Source organism: Autumnicola lenta (assembly GCF_031846515.1).
Lineage (GTDB): Bacteria > Bacteroidota > Bacteroidia > Flavobacteriales > Flavobacteriaceae > Autumnicola > Autumnicola lenta.
Map to the genome: position 1 here is coordinate 227,978 of NZ_JAVRHO010000001.1, position 20,361 is coordinate 248,338.

The 20,361-nt window shown below is 39.0% G+C and carries 20 protein-coding genes; 15 read left to right on the top strand and 5 right to left on the bottom strand.

The features are described 5' to 3' along the window. The first annotated feature begins 28 nt into the window (after positions 1 to 28). From RM545_RS00980 to RM545_RS00995, 4 genes are all read left to right on the top strand, one after another. On the top strand, positions 29 to 1,894 hold the full coding sequence (locus RM545_RS00980; protein ID WP_311493395.1) for a TIGR00341 family protein: 1,866 nt from the start codon (positions 29 to 31) through the stop codon (positions 1,892 to 1,894). 210 nt (positions 1,895 to 2,104) lie between these two features. After that, the gene (locus RM545_RS00985) at positions 2,105 to 2,575 is read left to right on the top strand and encodes a DUF4168 domain-containing protein (RefSeq protein ID WP_311493396.1); all 471 of its coding nucleotides are present in this window, start codon (positions 2,105 to 2,107) and stop codon (positions 2,573 to 2,575) included. Between the two features lie 127 nt (positions 2,576 to 2,702). After that, entirely contained in the window at positions 2,703 to 2,894 is a 192-nt protein-coding gene (locus RM545_RS00990) for a cold-shock protein (RefSeq protein WP_311484924.1), read from the top strand. Between the two features lie 279 nt (positions 2,895 to 3,173). Further along, positions 3,174 to 3,740 (top strand): hypothetical protein, encoded by a 567-nt coding sequence (locus RM545_RS00995; RefSeq protein WP_311493397.1) that lies wholly within the window; start codon positions 3,174 to 3,176, stop codon positions 3,738 to 3,740. On the opposite strand, the gene RM545_RS01000 is transcribed toward RM545_RS00995, so the two are convergent. Then, the gene (locus RM545_RS01000; protein ID WP_311493398.1) at positions 3,737 to 5,266 is read right to left on the bottom strand and encodes a GH3 family acyl-acid amido synthetase; all 1,530 of its coding nucleotides are present in this window, start codon (positions 5,264 to 5,266) and stop codon (positions 3,737 to 3,739) included. The genes RM545_RS00995 and RM545_RS01000 overlap by 4 nt on opposite strands. 272 nt (positions 5,267 to 5,538) lie before the next feature. Between RM545_RS01000 and RM545_RS01005 the strand changes: the two genes are divergently transcribed. From RM545_RS01005 to RM545_RS01050, 10 genes are all read left to right on the top strand, one after another. After that, positions 5,539 to 6,126, top strand: a complete 588-nt coding sequence (locus RM545_RS01005; protein ID WP_311493399.1) for a carboxymuconolactone decarboxylase family protein — start codon at positions 5,539 to 5,541, stop codon at positions 6,124 to 6,126. Between the two features lie 14 nt (positions 6,127 to 6,140). Beyond that, entirely contained in the window at positions 6,141 to 7,010 is an 870-nt protein-coding gene (locus RM545_RS01010; protein WP_311493400.1) for a histidine kinase, read from the top strand. Further along, positions 7,007 to 7,411 (top strand): response regulator, encoded by a 405-nt coding sequence (locus tag RM545_RS01015; protein ID WP_311493401.1) that lies wholly within the window; start codon positions 7,007 to 7,009, stop codon positions 7,409 to 7,411. The genes RM545_RS01010 and RM545_RS01015 overlap by 4 nt, the downstream gene beginning before the upstream one ends. Positions 7,412 to 7,422: 11 nt before the next feature. Beyond that, positions 7,423 to 7,656, top strand: a complete 234-nt coding sequence (locus tag RM545_RS01020) for a DUF3820 family protein (protein WP_311493402.1) — start codon at positions 7,423 to 7,425, stop codon at positions 7,654 to 7,656. A 127-nt stretch (positions 7,657 to 7,783) separates the two neighbouring features. Beyond that, positions 7,784 to 9,415, top strand: coding sequence for a CTP synthase (gene pyrG / locus RM545_RS01025; RefSeq protein WP_311493403.1), 1,632 nt, complete (start codon positions 7,784 to 7,786; stop codon positions 9,413 to 9,415). A gap of 50 nt (positions 9,416 to 9,465) precedes the next feature. After that, on the top strand, positions 9,466 to 11,331 hold the full coding sequence (gene yidC, locus RM545_RS01030) for a membrane protein insertase YidC (protein ID WP_311493404.1): 1,866 nt from the start codon (positions 9,466 to 9,468) through the stop codon (positions 11,329 to 11,331). A 267-nt stretch (positions 11,332 to 11,598) separates the two neighbouring features. Next, positions 11,599 to 12,147 carry a toxin-antitoxin system YwqK family antitoxin gene (locus RM545_RS01035; RefSeq protein WP_311493405.1) on the top strand — a complete coding sequence of 183 codons (549 nt, stop codon included), beginning with the start codon at positions 11,599 to 11,601 and terminating at the stop codon, positions 12,145 to 12,147. A gap of 165 nt (positions 12,148 to 12,312) precedes the next feature. After that, positions 12,313 to 12,732 (top strand): lipocalin-like domain-containing protein, encoded by a 420-nt coding sequence (locus tag RM545_RS01040; protein ID WP_311493406.1) that lies wholly within the window; start codon positions 12,313 to 12,315, stop codon positions 12,730 to 12,732. A gap of 104 nt (positions 12,733 to 12,836) precedes the next feature. Beyond that, positions 12,837 to 14,024: a tRNA 2-thiouridine(34) synthase MnmA gene (gene mnmA, locus RM545_RS01045; RefSeq protein ID WP_311493407.1), complete on the top strand. Its 1,188-nt coding sequence runs from the start codon at positions 12,837 to 12,839 to the stop codon at positions 14,022 to 14,024. Between the two features lie 26 nt (positions 14,025 to 14,050). Continuing rightward, entirely contained in the window at positions 14,051 to 15,001 is a 951-nt protein-coding gene (locus RM545_RS01050; protein ID WP_311493408.1) for an NAD(P)H-dependent flavin oxidoreductase, read from the top strand. A 58-nt stretch (positions 15,002 to 15,059) separates the two neighbouring features. Here the strand turns inward: RM545_RS01050 and RM545_RS01055 are convergent, their stop codons facing one another. From RM545_RS01055 to guaA, 4 genes are all read right to left on the bottom strand, one after another. Further along, complete coding sequence (locus RM545_RS01055) at positions 15,060 to 15,536, bottom strand: DUF922 domain-containing protein (protein ID WP_311493409.1); 477 nt, start codon at positions 15,534 to 15,536, stop codon at positions 15,060 to 15,062. 71 nt (positions 15,537 to 15,607) lie between these two features. Beyond that, positions 15,608 to 16,009 carry an OsmC family protein gene (locus tag RM545_RS01060; protein ID WP_311493410.1) on the bottom strand — a complete coding sequence of 134 codons (402 nt, stop codon included), beginning with the start codon at positions 16,007 to 16,009 and terminating at the stop codon, positions 15,608 to 15,610. Then, positions 15,999 to 17,981: a LysM peptidoglycan-binding domain-containing protein gene (locus RM545_RS01065; protein ID WP_311493411.1), complete on the bottom strand. Its 1,983-nt coding sequence runs from the start codon at positions 17,979 to 17,981 to the stop codon at positions 15,999 to 16,001. The genes RM545_RS01060 and RM545_RS01065 overlap by 11 nt, the downstream gene beginning before the upstream one ends. Before the next feature lie 33 nt (positions 17,982 to 18,014). Continuing rightward, on the bottom strand, positions 18,015 to 19,544 hold the full coding sequence (guaA, locus tag RM545_RS01070; protein ID WP_311493412.1) for a glutamine-hydrolyzing GMP synthase: 1,530 nt from the start codon (positions 19,542 to 19,544) through the stop codon (positions 18,015 to 18,017). 81 nt (positions 19,545 to 19,625) lie between these two features. Here guaA and RM545_RS01075 point away from each other — a divergent pair, with 81 nt between their 5' ends. Further along, positions 19,626 to 20,351 carry an SIMPL domain-containing protein gene (locus RM545_RS01075; protein ID WP_311493413.1) on the top strand — a complete coding sequence of 242 codons (726 nt, stop codon included), beginning with the start codon at positions 19,626 to 19,628 and terminating at the stop codon, positions 20,349 to 20,351. Positions 20,352 to 20,361: the final 10 nt, after the last annotated feature.

Below are 20,361 nucleotides of genomic sequence, written 5' to 3' on the forward strand. Positions count from 1 at the left end.
ATTTGGCTTAAGAACCATCACATAGCCTATGCTATATTTATTACATCAACCGGAAGATCAGGAACAGGTAAAAGAAGAAATTTTACCACTACTTGAATCTGTAGAGGTCAAGACCGTAACTTATCCTCCGACGGAGCTGTCTCCCCTGGAAAATGATATAATTTGTTGCTATCTTAACAGTGAAGATCTACGTGACTTCCTGCCACAGGCATCCAAAAACGAATGGAAAGTGGGGATACTTCCACATCCCGAAAACACACATACAATAAAAGGTCTGGGCCTGTCCAGCGATCTTGGAACAGCAATAGAAGAAATTGTAGAGACGGGAGAAACAAGACATTTAGACATGCTTTTCTGCAATGATATCCCGGTGTTTCAGTCGGTGAACATTGGTAATGTCTTTATTTTCTCAAAAGATAATAATTCGAATAATTTCTTTTCTGAAGTATATTCTTTTCTAAAAAATATCCGGAGGCTTTCTTCGCTTTCCCACCAGGCTTTTACGATAAGTGCTGGAGAAGAGAAAATAATAAGTACTTCTGCCCTCGGCATCATCGTGGTAGAACATCCGCTGGGTTCGGTAGTAGCCAAACGCTTAATCTCTGAGAACGCAATGAATGACGGGTTATTTAACACTCTTGTTCTTAGCCCTCAAAATCTCCTGGAACTTTTATGGTTCTTATTCCGGAGCCTGATTCCCCTTCAAAAAAAACTTAGCAACTTACCTCCTTTTATAGGACATCTGCGGACTGCAGAATTGAAAATTGACAACCCTGCTCCGGTGGAATTTACGCTCGATGGCAAGAAAGAGGAAGCTAAGGAAATAGTATTTAGAATCCAGCAGGAAGCCCTGTGTATACAGCAAGCAAGTATTTACTGTACCACCAAAGATGGACCTGAACAAAAAAAGAGTTTAAAAACAGAAGGCTTACCCACAGGAGAAAAACGGAAAGAATTATCAAAAAGAACAATTCCAATCCTCCCCAGAGCAACAGCTGAAGAATTCCAGGACCTTTTTAAAGTTTTACGTGAAAACTCCAGAACTACATCTATATACGTAGTGATGATGATTCTCTCTACGCTAATTGCCACCTTTGGACTTTTTGCAGATTCCTCTCCTGTAATTATAGGCGCAATGATCCTGGCTCCTATTATCGCCCCCATTGTTTCATTTTCTATGGGAATGGTAAGGTATGATACCCGTATGCTGAAACAGGGAATACTTACCATTTTAATAGGTACAGGTGTGTCCTTATTATTTGCCGCAACAGTCAGCATTACAGTTCCGTTAAAGATCACTACTTCTGAAATTGCTGCCCGTCTCTCTCCTACCCTCTTAGATATGGGTATTGCAGTTGCCTCTGGTATTGCCGCAGCCTACGCCCATGCTAAAGAAGGAATAGCGAAAAGTCTTGCCGGAGTCGCAATTGCAGTTGCACTTGTCCCACCTTTAGCAGTAGCGGGAATTGGTGTGGGCTGGTGGGATTGGGAAGTTTTTTCAGGTGCTTTTTTACTTTACCTTACTAATCTTGCAGGAATTATAATGTTTGCCGGAATAACTTTTCTTGTACTTGGTTTTGCTCCTTTTAAAAAAGCGCGAATGGGCCTTGTCTACACCTTAATAGTTATTGGGCTGGTGATGGTCCCCCTTTCCCTTTCTTTTAACCGAATAAAAAAAGAAGCTAATATTACTCAAAAGCTGGAAGGAACCACAGTGAATGATGTGGTGGTAAGGGATGTAAGAGTAAGGTTTTCTGATACCTTACGTGTTTCCCTCACCCTGGTAAATTCGGAGACACTAAAAAGCGATGAAATAAGGAAAATAAAAACAAAGATTGAAGATGAGATTGGGGAACCTATCAATCTGGAAGTGCTATCGGCCAGAGGTTTCTGATATTTCAAAACAACAGTATCCTCGTATTAATTTTCTGCAAAAAAAAAGATTTGATTATTTAAAGTGAAGAAAATGACTACAAAAAAGGCTCATTCATTGTTAATTTCTTAAAAAAAAGGGGAATTATCGTCTGTTTTGCTTTTGAGCCGACTCACATTTTTATATGTTTGAAAAAATTGAAATAATTAAAGAGACTAAATTATGCTTAAAATGAAAAAAATTGCAAGCCTACTCGTATTTATCGCACTTATTGGTTCTATGAATGCCATTGCACAGACCCAGCCAATGCCGCAACAGCAAAAAGTGGAAGTAGATGTTGATAACGAAGAGCTTGCTAAATTTGCAGAAGCTTATCAGGGCCTAAGGATGGTAAACCAGGAAGCTCAGCAAAAGATGGTGAAGGTGGTAGAAAGTGAAGGATTTGAAATACAACGTTTTAATGAAATGTACCAGACTTCTATGAATCCTAACGAAGAACTGGATGCAAGCGCAGACGAAATGGAAAAGTACAAAGCGATTGTTCAGAAAATCGAAGGAATGCAAGGTGAGTTTCAGGAAAGAATGGAAGAAGTAATTACAGAGCAGGGCTTTACCATGGAAAGATATGAAAAACTGGCTATGGCATTACAAACAAATCCTGAGATGCAACAAAGAATGCAGGAAATGTTACAGGGTCAATAATTGTACAACATATTCAAATGACCATTTTTACCTGAAGCCTCAGATAAAAAATTTTAATAAAAAATTTATAAATAAGTGGTTTTTCGATAATTATATTTATCTTTGACCAAATTAAATTTAAGTTATAATGAATAAAGGAACAGTCAAATTCTTCAACGACACAAAAGGATTTGGATTTATCAAAGAAGAAGGATCAAACAAAGAGTACTTTGTACATGCAAATGGTCTTATCGACGAAATTAGAGAAAATGACGAAGTAACGTTTGATCTCGAAGAAGGAAGAAAAGGATTAAACGCGGTTAACGTAAAACAAGCTTAACCACTAGTTTTAAATACTATATTCTTGGCCTTACATTTTTATGTAAGGCTTTTTTATGTCTGGACATTACAAAACTGTGAGAGGTAGTCTGCTAATATATATTCTGTATTTTATGGTCAATTTAACTTCAGTGGTTTCGGCAACTATTTCATATTACTTAATTTTATGGAAAAGAGAATTTAATACTCAAAAACAAACAATTTGATTCGTGTAGGGAAGACATATTTATTTATGGGGATTCTCACATTTCTTTTCTTATCCAGCGCCTATAGCCAAAATATGAAACAAAAGGATAGCCTTAAATTTAGTAATAAAATTGTGCCCGAGGTTATATGGAGAGAAGCTTATGTTGCTCTTTCCCATTATCCGGAACTTAAAGATACCCCAATAGAATTTCGTTTTAAAAAGAATATCAAAAAGTCCTTCATGCAGGCACAGCCGAAGATCGGGGATTTTTTAAAGAGGAAGGGCAAACGCTCTTATTTTATAATGATAAGCGAACGTTTTAATATTGAAGGGCAGGAGTTTGATGTTACTAACGTGCCTTCAGACGTATTAATTGGTTGGATTGGACATGAGCTGGGACATATTATGGATTACAAAAACCGTAGTGCGGTAAATATGTTATGGTTTGGTACAAAATACGTTCTTTCGAAACGTTATATACGTGAAGCTGAGCGAGCTGCTGACACTTATGCGGTAAATCACGGATTAGGAGAATACATCATCGCGACCAAGGACTTTATTCTTAATCATGCTCACCTTTCAGAAAAGTATAAGAACAGAATTAAAAGCCTTTATCTTTCACAGGAAGAAATTATGGAACTGGTAGAAGAGCTGAATTAGCCTTCCAGTTGCTTTTTAACGAAAGCCTCCCACTCGGCAAATTTATCTTCCTTCATTACTTTTTCCATTTTGACCTGACCGCCTTTCTTTTTATTCGCACCACTCCATTCGGGAAATAGTCCTGGTGGAATAGTAGTGACCTTCACTCCTTTAAGGGATTTGGAACGGGCTACCTTATAATTTTTGTTGGCTTCTTTAAGCTCCTCATCCAAAGCCTGTGCTAGTTTCTCCTCCTCGATATCTGAATCTGTTCCCAGATACCAGGAATGATAGAACTCCCCGTCTATTCTTACGGCAGCAATAGTATATTCAGGTATCTTGATGTCGAACTTATCTTCCAGTGCCTGAATGGCATCATTCATTTTATTTACTGAAAGCTGAGATCCTACCACGTTCAGGAAAAATTTGGTTCTACCGGTAATTCTAATTTCATGTTTTTCAACATCAGTAAATTTGACTGTATCACCGATTAGATATCGCCATGCGCCGGAAACGGTACTTATAAGCAAGACGTAATCCTGCTCCTCCTCAACTTCAGAAAGGGAAATTACCGGAGCTTCATCTTTTATAGAACCATCTTCATTTATAAATTCCGGTTTAAAAGGAACAAATTCGAAATAAATTCCGTTGTCCAGAATAAGTTTCATAGAATGAGAATCTGGTCTTTCCTGAATTGCAAGAAATCCTTCAGAAGCAAGATAAGTATCTATTACTTTTAAAGGATGGGCAAGGAGCGCATTAAAGCTCTTCTCATAAGGTTCAAAAGCAACTCCCCCCGATGCATAAACCTGGAGGTTTGGCCAGATGTCGTGGATATTATCTACCTTATGATGCTCAATTATCTTCTTCATCATTAATTCTGTCCACGAAGGAATTCCGCTAATCGCTCCCACGTCCCAGTTTTTGGCATTTTCGGCAATTTTCTGCACCCGGTCATCCCACTCATCAATTTTGGCAATTTCTTTGCCTGGCTTGTAATAGCCCTGAAACCAGGACGGAATATTACTTGCGCTAATTCCGCTAATCTCCCCTTCCTGGTGATCACCTTCGTCATGCAGATCTGTAGAACTTCCCAGCATCATAATATCTTTTTCGAAGAAATCTGAAGGAAGGTCAAAATGGCTTAACGCACTCACCTGCTTAATCCCTGCCTTTCTAATGGCCTCCACCATGTCCTCGGTTACAGGAATCCGTTTACTGGTTTTTCCGGTTGTTCCGGAACTAAGAGCAAAATAGGGTGGTTTTCCCGGCCACGTCACATCTTCTTTCCCTTCATGCATCTTACTCCACCACTCATTATTAATTTTATTATAATCAAAATACGGCACCTTTTCAGCAAAGGTTTTTTCAATATTATCGGACTCCAGAATGCCTTGAAAATCGTAATGTCTACCAAAAGAAGTATCCTTAGCTTTCCTCAGCAATTTTTCCAGTTCGCCGTGCTGCGCCTTCTCTGCATCAGGATCCGACACCAGTGTATCTCTTAAATCTATGAGATTTTTAATAATGGAACCTATAATAGCCATACAATTGGAGTTTTGCCTTATTAGTAAAATGATCTAAATTATTTAAAACTACGAAAGGAGCATAACTTCTTTTGGCAATTATCAATACTTTAACTAAAACATAAACGCTTTAAAACGCACCACCTCAAAGCGGTCTTCAAAAGCCATGGAAAGCCCATAGTTAAACAGAATTGAATATATTTTACTCATAGATTTTTATTTTTTTATATCTTGCCGTGCGCTTTTAATTTCCTGCCCGGAAGAAAAAGTGGTTTTATTTTAACCTACTTATTATGGACACACACAATTCCGCAATTACCGAGAGATATCCTATGGTATCCTATGAAGAAGCTTCCCCTGAAGTAAAAGAAATTTACGACGACACGAAAAAGACGCTTCAACTTCCTTTTGTTCTAAACTGGTTTAAATGCCAGGGAGACAATGTCACCCTCTTAAAAGGCAACTGGAGCAAACTGAAGAATACGCTGATGGAAGGGGAAGTGCCAAACGTACTTAAGCAACTCATTATATATAATGTTTCCAAGAAAAGAGGTTGCCACTACTGCTCCCATGCCCATGGAGTATTTGCAGATAGCATGAGTTCTATGATCTCTGAAGATGAAAATTTTAAAGCTACAGAGAATCTGGATTCCCCCACAATGCCTGCAAGTTTCCGCACAGCAGTAAATGTTGTCACAAAAGCTGCCCTAAACCACGACCAGATATCTGATGCAGATTTTGAAGAATTGCAAAATGCCGGTTTCTCAAAAAGAGAAATACAGGAGCTTATGGCGCAGGCCGACCTTGTGAATATGCTTAACACTATAGCAGACGTTTCGGGTATTAAAATTGACAATGAATTACTGGAAACCACAGAATAATATTTAGTAATTAAATGGCTTCCATTAGCAACAATTCCTACCAGCAATACCGCATTATTTATGAAGCGTATTCCAAATTTGCCAATGGAATTAACCGCTGTGGAAGCCTTCAGGATGTTCTGGAAGATACCAGGAAGCACTTAAAATATCTACTCAATTTTCACCTCGTCAAGATGGTCTTCGATCAGGATGATCATTTTTTAACTTTTTCATTATTCAGAAATGAAATCACGCATACCATAACTGAAAAGGATTCGCTCCTTCCTTACGAAGAAGATCTTTTTACCAGTGGCATTCCTTTAAAGACTGCGAAGATCCCTTTGCAACTTTTCGACGGAAAAATTACAACCGGCGATCTTATAAATCCGGAATTATGGGCATGGTCATTTAAGAAAAATGAAAGAAAAGCTTTAATTTCTCTTATTTCTGATGAAAATAAACCATTTGCTTATGCCGATGTAGAAATTTTAAAGCTGGTAACAGATTGTCTTGAAGCAAAATTCCAGGAGATATTCCTTAAAACTCAGCTAGCCAGGAAAAATAATTCGCTATCTGAAGCTTACGATACTATTAAGCACCAGAATATTCAAATTAAGGAGATAGTAGAAAATCAGAAACAGACAATTGAGCTGCGGACGAGGGAAATTATCGAAAAAAATAAAAAGCTTCTTCATATTTCCGCACTAAACGCACATAATGTAAGAGAACCTCTTTCCAGGATTCAGGGTATCATCCAGCTTTTTGAAGTTTTGGATGATGAAACCTGTCGCACAGAATTAATTCCTAAATTAGCCACTTCTGTAGAAGAAATGGATCTTGTTTTAAAAGAAGTTATAGAAATGGCTTCCCAGGAACTCGTTAAGTTAAAAGCTGAAAAATCATGAGCCCTATATACCTCATAGACGATCAACCTATTGCAAACTTTATTACCAAAAAATTACTTGAAGTTGAAGGTTATAAAGAAAATATACAGGATTTTACCAATCCCCTAGAAGCCTTTGCAATAGTAGAACAGGAAAAAAAGAATGCTTTGATCTTTCTCGATCTCAACATGCCTGAAATGACAGGCTGGGAATTTCTCGAAGAGATGCGCAGGAAAGGAGTAGCACACAAAACTATTATTCTCACTTCAAGTACCAGCGAACTGGACCAACAGAAGGCCATTGATTATCCATGGGTCGTAGAATATGTGGTAAAACCACTTAATAAGGAAAAATTTAAACTCCTCTCCTCCTATTTAAAGCCATATTCCAAAAATGGCAATTTTCGATCTATACCGGATTAAGATATTCCAAAATGGAATTAAAACCAGACCATAAAGCGCTTATTGAACTGGCACATGCAAAAATGTATTTTGGAAAGTACAAAGATTACTTTCTTTCCGATATTCCCGAATACTATATGGTCTGGTACAAGCAAAAAGGATTTCCCGAAGGAAAACTTGGTGCGCAAATGCAACAGGTTTATGAACTTAAGGTAAACGGAATGGAAGGTATCCTGCGAAACATCAGAAAAAATTACCCAAAGTAGCACTTCATTTTCTGACGCTTGATTTTCTTAAAAAACTCCAAAATATTAGCTTCTGATATTGTCCGGTTTTTCTATTCTTATTTGTAATTTAGCGCCCTGAATTAAAGACGCAACAAACACTCTTAACATGGCCGAAACCAAGTATATTTTTGTTACCGGCGGCGTATCTTCTTCCTTAGGAAAGGGGATAATTGCAGCTTCTCTGGCAAAACTTTTACAGGCGCGTGGCTTTAAAACCACAATTCAGAAATTAGATCCTTACATAAATGTGGATCCCGGAACATTAAATCCTTACGAACACGGCGAATGTTATGTGACTGAAGATGGTGCCGAAACAGATCTCGATCTTGGACATTATGAGCGGTTCCTCAATGTAAATACTTCTCAGGCAAACAATGTTACTACGGGAAGAATATACCAAAGCGTAATTGAAAAAGAGCGCCGGGGGGAATTTCTCGGAAAAACCGTACAGGTCGTCCCACATATTACAAATGAAATTAAGGAACGTATCCAGATCCTTGGTAAAAATGGAGATTTTGATATTGTAATCACCGAAATTGGCGGTACCGTAGGAGATATAGAATCGCTGCCTTACATTGAGGCGGTAAGACAACTCAAGTGGGAACTGGGGGATGACAATGCTCTTGTTATCCATCTTACACTTGTGCCTTACCTATCTGCAGCAGGTGAACTTAAAACAAAACCTACACAGCATAGCGTTAAAACATTAATGGAAAGCGGAATAAAAGCAGATATACTTGTATGCCGTACAGAACATGAACTTTCTGATGACATAAGACGAAAATTGGCAATTTTTTGCAATGTTCGCCAGGAGGCTGTTATCCAATCCATTGATGCAGATACCATTTACGATGTCCCTAACATGATGCTCAAGGAAGGGCTTGATACCGTAACACTTAAAAAGCTTTCCCTTCCAGATGATAAAACTCCTAATCTGGAACGATGGAATGAATTTTTGAAAAGACATAAAAATCCAAAAGCAGAAGTGAGGATTGGCCTTATTGGGAAGTATGTAGAACTACAGGATTCATACAAATCCATACTGGAAGCGTTTATCCACGCAGGTGCAGAAAACGAGGTGATGGTGAAAATTGAAAGTATTCATTCAGAATTTATTAATGAGAATACTATTCAGCATAAAATATCGCACCTGGACGGTATTCTTGTCGCTCCCGGATTTGGAGAAAGAGGTATTGAAGGTAAAATTGATGCGGTACGTTTTGCCCGCGAGAATAACTTGCCGTTTCTGGGTATTTGCCTGGGAATGCAGATGGCGGTTATTGAATTTGCCCGTAACGTGCTTCAGCTAAAAAATGCAAATTCCACCGAAATGGATCCTAAGACCAAACATCCTGTTATCGATATTATGGAAGAGCAAAAAAATATCACTCACAAAGGTGGCACAATGAGATTGGGAGCCTGGGATTGCAAATTAACGGAAGGTTCTATAATAAATAAGGTTTACGGCAAGACCCAGATAAAGGAAAGGCACCGGCATCGTTACGAATACAACAACAAGTATAAAGAACAACTGGAAAAAGCAGGGATGGCCGCAACGGGAATTAATCCCGAAACGGGGCTTGTGGAGATAATCGAACTTACTGAACATCCGTGGTTTGTAGGTGTACAATATCATCCCGAATACAAAAGTACAGTCGCCAGTCCGCATCCGTTATTTGTAAGTTTTGTAAATGCAGCCTACAACTACTCAAAAAATAAAAATGCCAAGTTGGCATAACTTTAAGAAACGGCCATCTTTTTGAATGATGGTTCGCTATAGTACTAAGCATGGAAGAAAAGAAAATAGACGTTCAATCTATAATAGGATTTTTACTTATTGGTGCAATCCTGTTATGGATGCTGTACAACAACTCTACAGAAGAAACGGCACTTGAAGAAAATCAGGAAACAGAGCAGGTTGAAATCACACCGGACCAGCAGCCAAATAATATAGCCACCATAGAAGATAATCTGGGAACAGATCAGGATTCAACAGCTTTGGCAGAAGCGCGACAGAGACTGGGCGCTTTTGGTTACTCTGCAACCCTGGAATCAGCTTCTGAAAATTCCACCACGATATCCAATGATGTACTGGAATTAACGATAGATAACAAAGGAGGGTATATTTCTGAAGCAAGGCTTAAAAATTATAAGACCTTTGACTCCATTCCCGTATACCTGATAAAGGACGATAATGCGACTTTTAATATCAATTTCTCCACAACCGATGGCCGTACATTAGAGACTCAAAATCTTTTCTTCGAACCTGAAGTTAGTCAGAACGGCGACAATCAGATACTTTCGATGAAGTTAAAAGTTTCTGAAGATGAATTCCTCGAGTATCGTTATGTACTGAAGCCCGGGGAATATATGTTGGATTTCAGTATCCGTTCGCAGGGACTTGATGACGTTTTCAACGGTTCCCAGGACATTAACCTGGATTGGAAATTAAAGGGTTACCGGCATGCCAAGAGTATTTCTTACGAGAGCCGGTATACAGATTTGATTTATGAGTACGAAGGCGACAAAGATGATTATCTGGGTGCCGGCGACGTTGAGACCGGAGAGGATGAAGATATTAGCTACGTTGCATTTAAGCAGCACTTCTTCACATCGATTCTCCTCACAGATGATCCGTTTGAAAGAGGAACTTTCAGAACAGAAAATCTTGTTGAAGATGAAGAAGTAGACACCCTTTACACAAGAGATTTTGCCGCAAGCCTTCCGCTGGAACTACAGGGCGGCGAGCTTAATTATAACATGAACTGGTATTACGGTCCTACAGACTATAAAATCTTAAATGACTACGATCGTAATTTAGATGAAATTGTACCTCTTGGATGGGGAATTTTCGGCTGGATCAACAAATATATCTTCATTCCGTTTTTTGCTTTCTTAAGCAGTTTCTTACCAAGCTACGGGATAGCAATTATTGTAATGACCATAGTCGTAAGGATCGTTCTTTCTCCGGTTACTTACAAGTCTTATTTATCTCAGGCAAAAATGAAGGTTTTACGTCCCGAGATAAACGAAATAAACGAGAAGTACAAGGACAATGCAATGAAGAAGCAACAGGAAACCATGAAGCTTTATAGCAAAGCGGGGGCAAGTCCTATGAGTGGTTGTTTACCTGCCTTAATGCAGATTCCGGTCTTCTATGCACTGTTCCAGTTTTTCCCCAGTGCTTTCCAGTTGCGCCAAAAAGGCTTTTTATGGGCAGATGACCTTTCCAGTTACGATGTTATTGCAGAACTACCGTTTAATATTCCGTTTTATGGGGATCACGTAAGTTTATTTCCAATACTTGCATCTATAGCAATATTTATATACATGACCATGACTACCGGGCAAACCATGCAGGCAAATCAACAGCCGGGAATGCCTAACATGAAGTTTATCATGTACCTTTCACCTTTACTGATGCTTTTCTTCTTTAATAACTATGCCAGCGGACTTTCCCTGTACTATTTCACATCCAACCTTATTACCATCGGGATTATGTTGGTAATTAAGCATGTTATTATAGATGATGAAAAAATACATGCTAAGATCGAAGCCAATAAGAAGAAGCCGAAAAAACAAAACAAGTTTACCAGAAAGATGCAGGAGATGATGGAGCAGGCTGAAGAACAGCAGAAAAAAGGAAAAAGATAGAACAAAAAAGCCCGGCATTGCCGGGCTTTTTCAATAGGACCATTGAAATTACATTATTTGGAAAATAACTGCAGTACAGTTTTAGTCCACTTTAATGCCTGTATGTTCATCTGTTAATTCACCGATTGAACAACTGGAATTTTGTCTGATAATTCCAGAAAACTTACAGAAAAATTCTATTAAATTGAAAACACGCCTTATTTTTATACCGGCATAATAAATATCCTTTTGGTAAATTTTTTATTCAAAGGAAAACTGGAAATAAAAATGAAACTAACATCTTTATTATTCTTTCTTCTTTTAGCATTAAATCTTTCTGCCCAGGACGGTATAAATCAGTTCGATTCCGAAGACAGGCGACATGGGAAATGGGCCGTTAATTTTGAAGGTACTTCACAGCTAAAGTTTGAAGGCGTTTTTGATCATGGAAAGGAAATTGGTGAGTTTCGGTTTTACAAAAAAGGTTTTGACCAACATCCATCTGCCATAATGAAATTTAAAGAAGGAAAAGATTCGGTGACAGTGACTTATTATACGCAGAAAGGAGAACCTATAAGCAAAGGTAATATGGTGGATAAAAAACGTGAAGGAAAATGGGTGTACTTCCACCAGACTTCGAAAGATACCATGATGATTGAAGAATATAAAAACAACCAGTTGAATGGTCTTCAGAAGACCTTTTTTAAGAATGGAGAACTAGCCGAAAAAACGGAATATCAAAACGACAAAAAGCACGGAGAGAGTTTGATTTATTCCGAAGAAGGAAATCTTTTACAGAAACTGAATTTTGAAAATGGTGAATTAATGAACCAGTAGAATATTACAACGGGAATGGGGGTAAAATCTTCAAAGATTGATCGTTGAAGGATTAAAAGAAAGGAAACTGGAAATACTTTCAGAATAAAAAGTTAACAGAAGAAAAAGAATTCTAGCTCTCTTATAATTACAATATATTTACATCTAACAATAAAACTTCATAGTATGAAAAAGATATTCTTATTATTTATGTCACTCGCAGTTTTGTCCTCCTGTAGTAATGATGATGACGCCAACGGAAATGGAGACAATGATATTCTAGGCACATGGGGGTTAGTGGCAATTAACAACGCCGGAAATTTTCCTGTTACTGTTAATGAATGTAGTTCACAGTCACAGATAACCTTCAATAGTGATGGAACAGCCTTTTCTGAATATTATACACAGACGGAGACGGAATGTACTTTGGATAGTGAAGAAGGTAATTGGAGCGGTGGTCGAGATGACAATAAATATATCTTTAAAATTCCTCTTTTAGGACCCCAACCTGGCAGAGTAGAATTTTCTGATGATTATTCTATGTTCACTTTCTATCCAGACGCGTTGATTACCCAAAACACCAATATTGTTTTTGAAAAAAAATAAAAAGTATTTTTTAATCTGAAATTGGGTGACTTTTGTCACCCTTTTTTATTTCGTAATTTCGCCATCTCTTTTCCGACTTTTAATAGGAATTATAGCATATAGTAATGAAAAAGGTAGTTGTTGGTTTATCCGGAGGTGTAGATTCAAGTGTTTCAGCATATTTGCTGCAACAGCAGGGCTATGAAGTAATCGGGCTGTTTATGAAGAACTGGCATGATGATTCGGTTACTATTTCAGATGAATGTCCGTGGCTGGATGATAGTAACGACGCAATGCTGGTGGCAGAAAAGCTCGGCATACCTTTTCAGACCGTAGATTTAAGCGAGCAATACAAAGAGCGTATTGTAGACTATATGTTCAATGAATACGAGCGCGGAAGAACTCCAAATCCAGACGTCCTCTGCAACCGGGAGATCAAATTTGATGTTTTTATGAAAATTGCCCTTTCTTTGGGTGCAGATTATGTTGCTACCGGTCATTACTGCAGAAAAGGGGAAATTGAAAAAGACGGAAAGCCAATTTACCAATTATTGGCAGGGAAAGATGCCAATAAAGATCAGTCTTACTTTTTATGCCAGTTAACTCAGGAACAATTGGCAAAAAGCCTATTTCCTATTGGGGAATTGCAAAAATCTGAAGTACGAAAGATTGCAAAGGAGCAAAATCTGGTTACAGCAGACAAAAAAGACTCTCAGGGACTATGTTTTATCGGAAAAGTAAGACTTCCGGACTTTCTTCAGCAAAAATTGCAGCCAAAAGAAGGTGCAATTGTAGAAATTGATGCTAAAAAAGAGCTTTATGCTGAAGACAAAGCAGACTATAGGTCGAAAATTGACAAATTAGAGCACCTGTCTAAGAAGTATAAATATGCTTCAACCGATGGTAAAGTGGTGGGAAAACATCAGGGTGCGCATTATTTCACTAAGGGACAACGTAAAGGTCTGGCTGTAGGCGGTACTCCGGAACCGCTTTTTGTCATCGATACAGATGTGGAGGAGAATGTAATTTATACCGGCCAGGGGAAAAACCATCCCGGCATCTACAGAAAAGCTTTATTCGTCAACAATGAAGAAGTGCATTGGGTGCGCAAAGATCTTGCTTTTCAGGACAATGAAGAACTAAAGGTAAAAGCAAGGATCCGTTACCGCCAGCCGCTTCAAAACGCTACACTTTATCAAACCGGCAACGGATTGTATGTTGTCTTTGAAGAAAATCAGGCTTCTATTACTGAAGGGCAGTTTGTCGCGTGGTACCACGGAGAGGAATTGTTAGGTTCCGGTGTTATTTCTTAAATCTACTGACTTTTAAATCGAAGAAAATGCCCAACAGGATTACCAAACTTTTTAATATAAAATATCCGCTAATCCAGGCAGGTATGGTTTGGGCAAGTGGCTGGAAACTTGCCTCGGCAGTGAGCAACGCAGGTGGACTGGGAATAATTGGTGCCGGCTCTATGTATCCTGAAATCCTTAAAGAACATATTCAAAAATGTAAATCTGCCACCAGTAAACCTTTTGCTGTGAATGTACCCCTACTCTACCCCAATGTAGAGCAAATCATGAAAATTATTGTAGATGAAGAAGTACGGATTGTCTTTACATCTGCTGGAAATCCAAATGTCTGGACGAAGCATTTGCAGGAAAAAGGAATAAAAGTAGTTCACGTGGTGAGCAGCTTAAAATTTGCTTTAAAGTCTGAAGAAGCCGGAGTTGATGCGGTTGTTGCTGAAGGTTTTGAAGCAGGTGGCCACAATGGACGTGACGAAACCACTACGTTCACGCTCATCCCCATGGTCAGCGAAAAACTGGAAATTCCGCTTATTGCTGCGGGAGGGATCGCCACCGGTCGCGGAATGCTCGCCGCTATGGTCCTGGGTGCTGAAGGCGTTCAGATAGGTAGCAGATTTGTAGCCTCTCCAGAAGCATCTTCCCATCCCGATTTTAAGGAAATGGTAATAAAAGCTCAGGAAGGTGATACAAAGCTTACTTTAAAGGAGCTGACTCCAGTAAGGTTACTTAAAAATAATTTCTACAATCAAATAGAAACCCTTTATCAGAAAAAACCTTCCAAAGGAGACTTGCTGGAATTGTTGGGACGTGGGCGTGCAAAAAAGGGAATGTTTGAAGGTGATCTTGAAGAAGGGGAACTCGAAATTGGGCAAATTTCAGGCATCATTCATGAGATCAAACCCGCCGCCGAAATTGTAAGAGAGATAATTGAAGAATTTAAAGCAGCTCAAAAAGAAGCTGCTGCACATTCATTTGAATAACCGATCGACTATACTGATTTTCTGATTTATTCGGAAAAATTACCTTCCCCATTTTAAATTACTGAGCATAAGCATTATATTTTTCGAGCTCCTTCTGTACAAAATCCCGCCACTTTAACTCCTCCTGCTCTATACGGCTGTGATCACTTTCTGCATCAAAGGCATTTTGCATGTTTGATCTTTCCTGTTCGTATTTTCTGTAGATCGCGGTTAGTTCTTTCTGAACATTTCTTCCGCCCTCGTATTCCGCCAGGGCTTTCCGCAACTTTCTTGCATGCAATTCAGAAATATCAAAATGAAGCTGTTCGTGGGCCAGAATAAAATCCTTTTTCACAATATTATCTTTTTTCCAGGAAATGTCGGGGTAAAAGTTTGCTTTAACATCATAACCTACTAAAACCACCTTATTACCACTTTCACTTAAACTCCAGCCAATGGAAATCCCGGAATTTGTACTGGCTTTATAAGCGCTGGAGAAAGAAGGTTTACCTCTAAAATCTTCCCAGGTAAGAGGTCGGTTTTCATTCCATTCCATCTTTTCCTTTTCACGCTGTGCAAAAAGAAAAGAGGAACACAAAAGAAGAAAAGTCAGGAGAACCTTTCCCATCATTTATACAAAAAGGAAATATTTTTTTCAATATCAGGATGAAGACTATTTAAAACAGGACAGGTTCTGGCAGTATTTTCCAGGATCTTTTTCTCCTTCTGCTGGAAATCTGATTGAAATTCAATCACCACATCAATTTTTGATATTCTTCGAGGCTCTGCAGCCATGGTCTTGGTTACCGATGCAGTCGCTCCGGTTAGATCTACCTCCATGTCTTCAGCCTTTATTCCCATAACCGTTAACATACATGACGCTAAAGCGGTTGCAACAGTATCTGTCGGCGAAAAAGCTTCACCTTTGCCGTGATTGTCCACAGGGGCATCTGTGATTATTTTGGAACCACTTTTCAGGTGTTCTGCTTCAGTTCTTAATCTGCCTTTATAAATTACTCTAGAAGTCATTTTCTACACTTAAACTTAAGTCCTGATTTACACTCAATATATACACCGCGTCATTCTGGAAACCACCTCCGGAAATGGGCATATAATGAAATTTATTTTCATAGTATTCTGTATAACCCTGATATCTTGCAAAAGAGTCATAAAGATCTTTGGCACTGGCCAGTCTGAGCAAAACATCCAGTGTAAGGTCATAGCCTCTTACTGCATATTGGTTGGGTACGATTCCAAACTTTTCTACATACTCTTCTATAAATTCTCTGGTATTTTCCTGATTATGCTGTTTATCTACAGAAGGGTAATGAAAATTAAGCCTTCCCAGATGATTGTTGGAAACATTGTCATTGTCATAGCCTGCACCTTTTGCGGTAGTAAAGAGCTTAATGTTTTTGTCTCTCGCAAGCCTGTTGAGTCCTGAGGTTACACTACTTAAAATTCCAACATTATCTGATTCCAGAATCACCCAGTTCTCCCGATTTGCATCAAGGACCTGATTCATCGCACTTTCAGAAACATATCCATTCCCGGGACTAATGAATCTTGCCTGCGGAAGGGAATTGCTTAACTTGCTTTTTATCTCATAAGACTTCCCGTCTGCGATTACAACAACATTTTTATTATCGGAATTTCGCTCCAGGTATGCCACCATAGCCTCTGCCAGCATTTCATCTGTTGGACGCGACTGGAATAAATTATCGTAAGGCCTCATCTGCTTATTAGAAAGCGGACTTATTACAGGTACGTATTGCCTTGAAAGCTTTTCAGCCGCTGCCTCTGTAGTCGTCTGCAAAAGCGGACCTATAACGGCATCTACATTGCTAAAGTCATTTGTATTAATAATATTGTTCACTTCCTGGGCACCCCGTTGTGCATCATATTTTGTATCAAAAACTCTAAGATTTGTAGAAATCCCCAGCTCCTTTGCTTCTTCTACCGCCATTAAGACTCCGCTGTAGAAATCGAGGGCGATGCGCAATACCCTGTCCTCCAGAATAGCCTTTTTATAATGATCTACAGAATCGCTTTCTATTTTCTGCAGATTGTAAGGAAGCATAACCACAAGCTCCTTTGTACTCAGGTTAGTAAGGGAATTCTTTAAGTCAATACTTCGATCTGCAGCTTCTTCAAAATTTTCAATATCAAAGTCACCTTCTCCAGTTTCTGGATCTGCCGGAATTTTTAAAACCATACCTGACTTTACGCCATCTTTTAAAGCAGGATTCAGCGCGATAAGTGAATCGCGGTCTATTCCGAATTTTCTTGTTAAACGGAAGAAGTTCTCTTTAGGCTGAACCTCATAAAATTCGAAAGTTTCATCAGTAATTATTACCGGCTCATTTTCAAGAACATTGGTTCCAACCTTCAGCATAATTCCAGGCTGCAGCACATCTACAGTTGGATTCATTTCCTCAAGTTCCTGAACGGTAAGACCATACTTGCGTGCGATTCCGTATTTTGTCTCTTTCGGAATTACCACATGCTCACGCGTACTTCTTGTCTCCTGTGGATTTACTACCGAATTTTGCTGCTGCTGCGGAGCGGTGGTGACAGGTGAGGTATTATTTGTTTGTACTTCAGAAATTACAGGTATTCTTATTTCTTCTCCCGTCTGAAGTTCTTCAGAATATAAATGTTTATTGTAACGCTTAATCTGGTCGATCTCTACATTATACTGCTGTGACAGTCCATAAAGTGTCTCTTTTTTCGCAACCTTATGTGTTCTGAAACTGGTCGCATTGCTCTGGGACGATTCAGTTTGGGAAGAATTCAGCGGAATTACAAGTTTAGCTGAAACATCAATCCCATCTTTAGCGTCAGGATTATATTTAAATATATCTTCTGTGGAAACATTGTAGGATCTCGCTATACTGTTAACAGTCTCCCCTGAAGTTACAGTATGATATTTAAACTGTTGTGCTACAGCTTCAGCAGTAAAAACCTGAAACAGTAAAAATAACGCAAAAATGTACTTCATCTTATCTTCTTTAATCGTCCCTTGTCCGCAAATTTATTCCCATTCTATAGTTGCCGGTGGCTTGGAACTAATGTCATATACTACTCTGTTAACGCCTTTTACCCTGTTAATTATTGCATTGGACGTTTTTTGTAAAAACTCATAGGGTAAATTTACCCAGTCTGCCGTCATTCCATCTGTAGATTCTACAGCGCGTAACGCAACTACCTGCTCATAAGTACGTTCATCACCCATCACTCCTACAGACTGTACCGGCAGTAAAATTGCTCCTGCCTGCCAAACTTTATCATACAACATTGCATCCCGCAGGCCTTGTATAAAGATATGATCTACTTCCTGAAGAATCCTAACTTTTTCTTCAGTAATATCACCCAAAATTCTTATTGCCAGTCCCGGCCCGGGGAAAGGATGTCTTCCCAAAAGTTCAGGATCTATTTCCAGCTCTGCTCCTACTCTTCGTACCTCATCTTTAAATAACATTCGTAAGGGCTCCACCACCTTCAGCTTCATAAAGTCCGGTAAACCACCAACATTATGATGCGATTTAATGGTAACTGAAGGCCCGTTAACCGAAATTGACTCGATAACATCAGGGTATATAGTTCCCTGTGCCAGGTAAGTCACATCTGTGATTTCATGCGCTTCATCATCAAACACTTCAATAAAAGTGTTCCCTATAGCTTTACGCTTTAATTCGGGATCACTTATTCCCGCAAGTGCACCCAAGAAACGTGCCGAAGCATCAACTCCTTTTACATTAAGCCCCATATCTTGATACTGATGCAGAACACTTTCAAATTCGTCCTTCCGAAGAAGACCGTTATTTACAAAAATACAATACAGGTTTTTTCCTATGGCCTGGTGCAGAAGAACAGCCGCAACAGAAGAATCGACTCCGCCGCTCAAACCCAGCACTACTTTATCATCACCTATTTTTTCTTTTAATTCTGAAACAGTTAAATCCACAAAAGCTCCAGGAGTCCAGGATTGCTCAACACCACAAATTTTTACCAGAAAATTCTCCAATAATTGCTTTCCATCTTTGGAATGGTAAACTTCAGGATGAAACTGAATAGCAAACGTCTGCTCCCCTTCAATCCTGTAAGCCGCATTTAAAATATCGCTTGTACTGGCCAGCCTTACCGCGTTTGTAGGCAATTCTTTTATAGTATCGCTATGGCTCATCCAAACCTGGGAATTTTCCCGAATATTGGCGAAAAGCGGTTCGTGATCCTTTATTACTGAAAGGTTTGCCCTTCCATATTCCCTTATTTCTGAAGCTTCTACTTTGCCGCCATGAAAATGTGCAAAATACTGCGCTCCATAACAAACGGCAAGAATAGGAACCACTCCCCTTATTTTTGAAAGATCGGGATGTGGAGCATCTTCGTTTCTAACAGAAAAAGGACTTCCGGAAAGAATCACGGCTTTAAAGCCCGATAATTCTTCAGGAACCTTGTGAAAAGGGTGAATTTCGCAGTAAATATTTAATTCTCTTACGCGCCTCGCAATAAGCTGAGTGTATTGCGAACCGAAGTCCAGGATAAGTACGTTATTTTGCATGCGTAAAAGTAATAATTTGAGGCAAAAATAAAATAGCAATCGTTGGATTTTATACCTTTATTACCATCTTAATGTCAAATCATGAAATACATAAGTGCTATTATTTTTTCAGTCGCTATTGTAGTGGCTGCAGTATTTTTAGGAAATGCCTATGTAAGCCGCGCCAATCCGGACGGTGTAATATCGGTAACCGGCTCGGGTAGTGAAAATTTCACTTCAGATCTTATTGTTTGGGAAGGCCAGTTTAGCCGTGTTAATCCCGATCTGGAAGAAGCTTATGAACAGCTGAATGAAGATAAAGAAACGGTAAGAAGATATCTTCTGGACAAAGGCATTAATGAGGAAAATCTTGTTTTTAATTCTGTTCAAACTAATGAACAGCAGGAAAATCAGTATCAAAATGGCAATTATGTAGGTAGCATTTTTAAAGGTTATGAACTAATCCAATTGGTGAAAATTGAATCCAGTGAAGTAGAACTTATAGAAGGTGTTTCCCGTGAGATTACTGAATTACTTAATAAAGGCGTGCAGTTCAATTCTACTCCCCCGCGATATTATTATACAAAAATTGCTGATCTTAAGATTGAAATGATCTCTAAAGCTACTGAAGACGCACGTTTAAGAGCTGAAAAGATCGCGCAGAACAGCGGCGGCAGCCTGGGAGACCTAAAAAGTGCAAATATGGGCGTTTTCCAGATTACCGGACAAAATAGCGGTGAAGATTACAGCTGGAGCGGTGCCTATAATACTGCCGACAAAAAGAAAACTGCTTCCATTACCATGCGTCTTGATTACGAGATCGAGTAAAAAAAGCGCA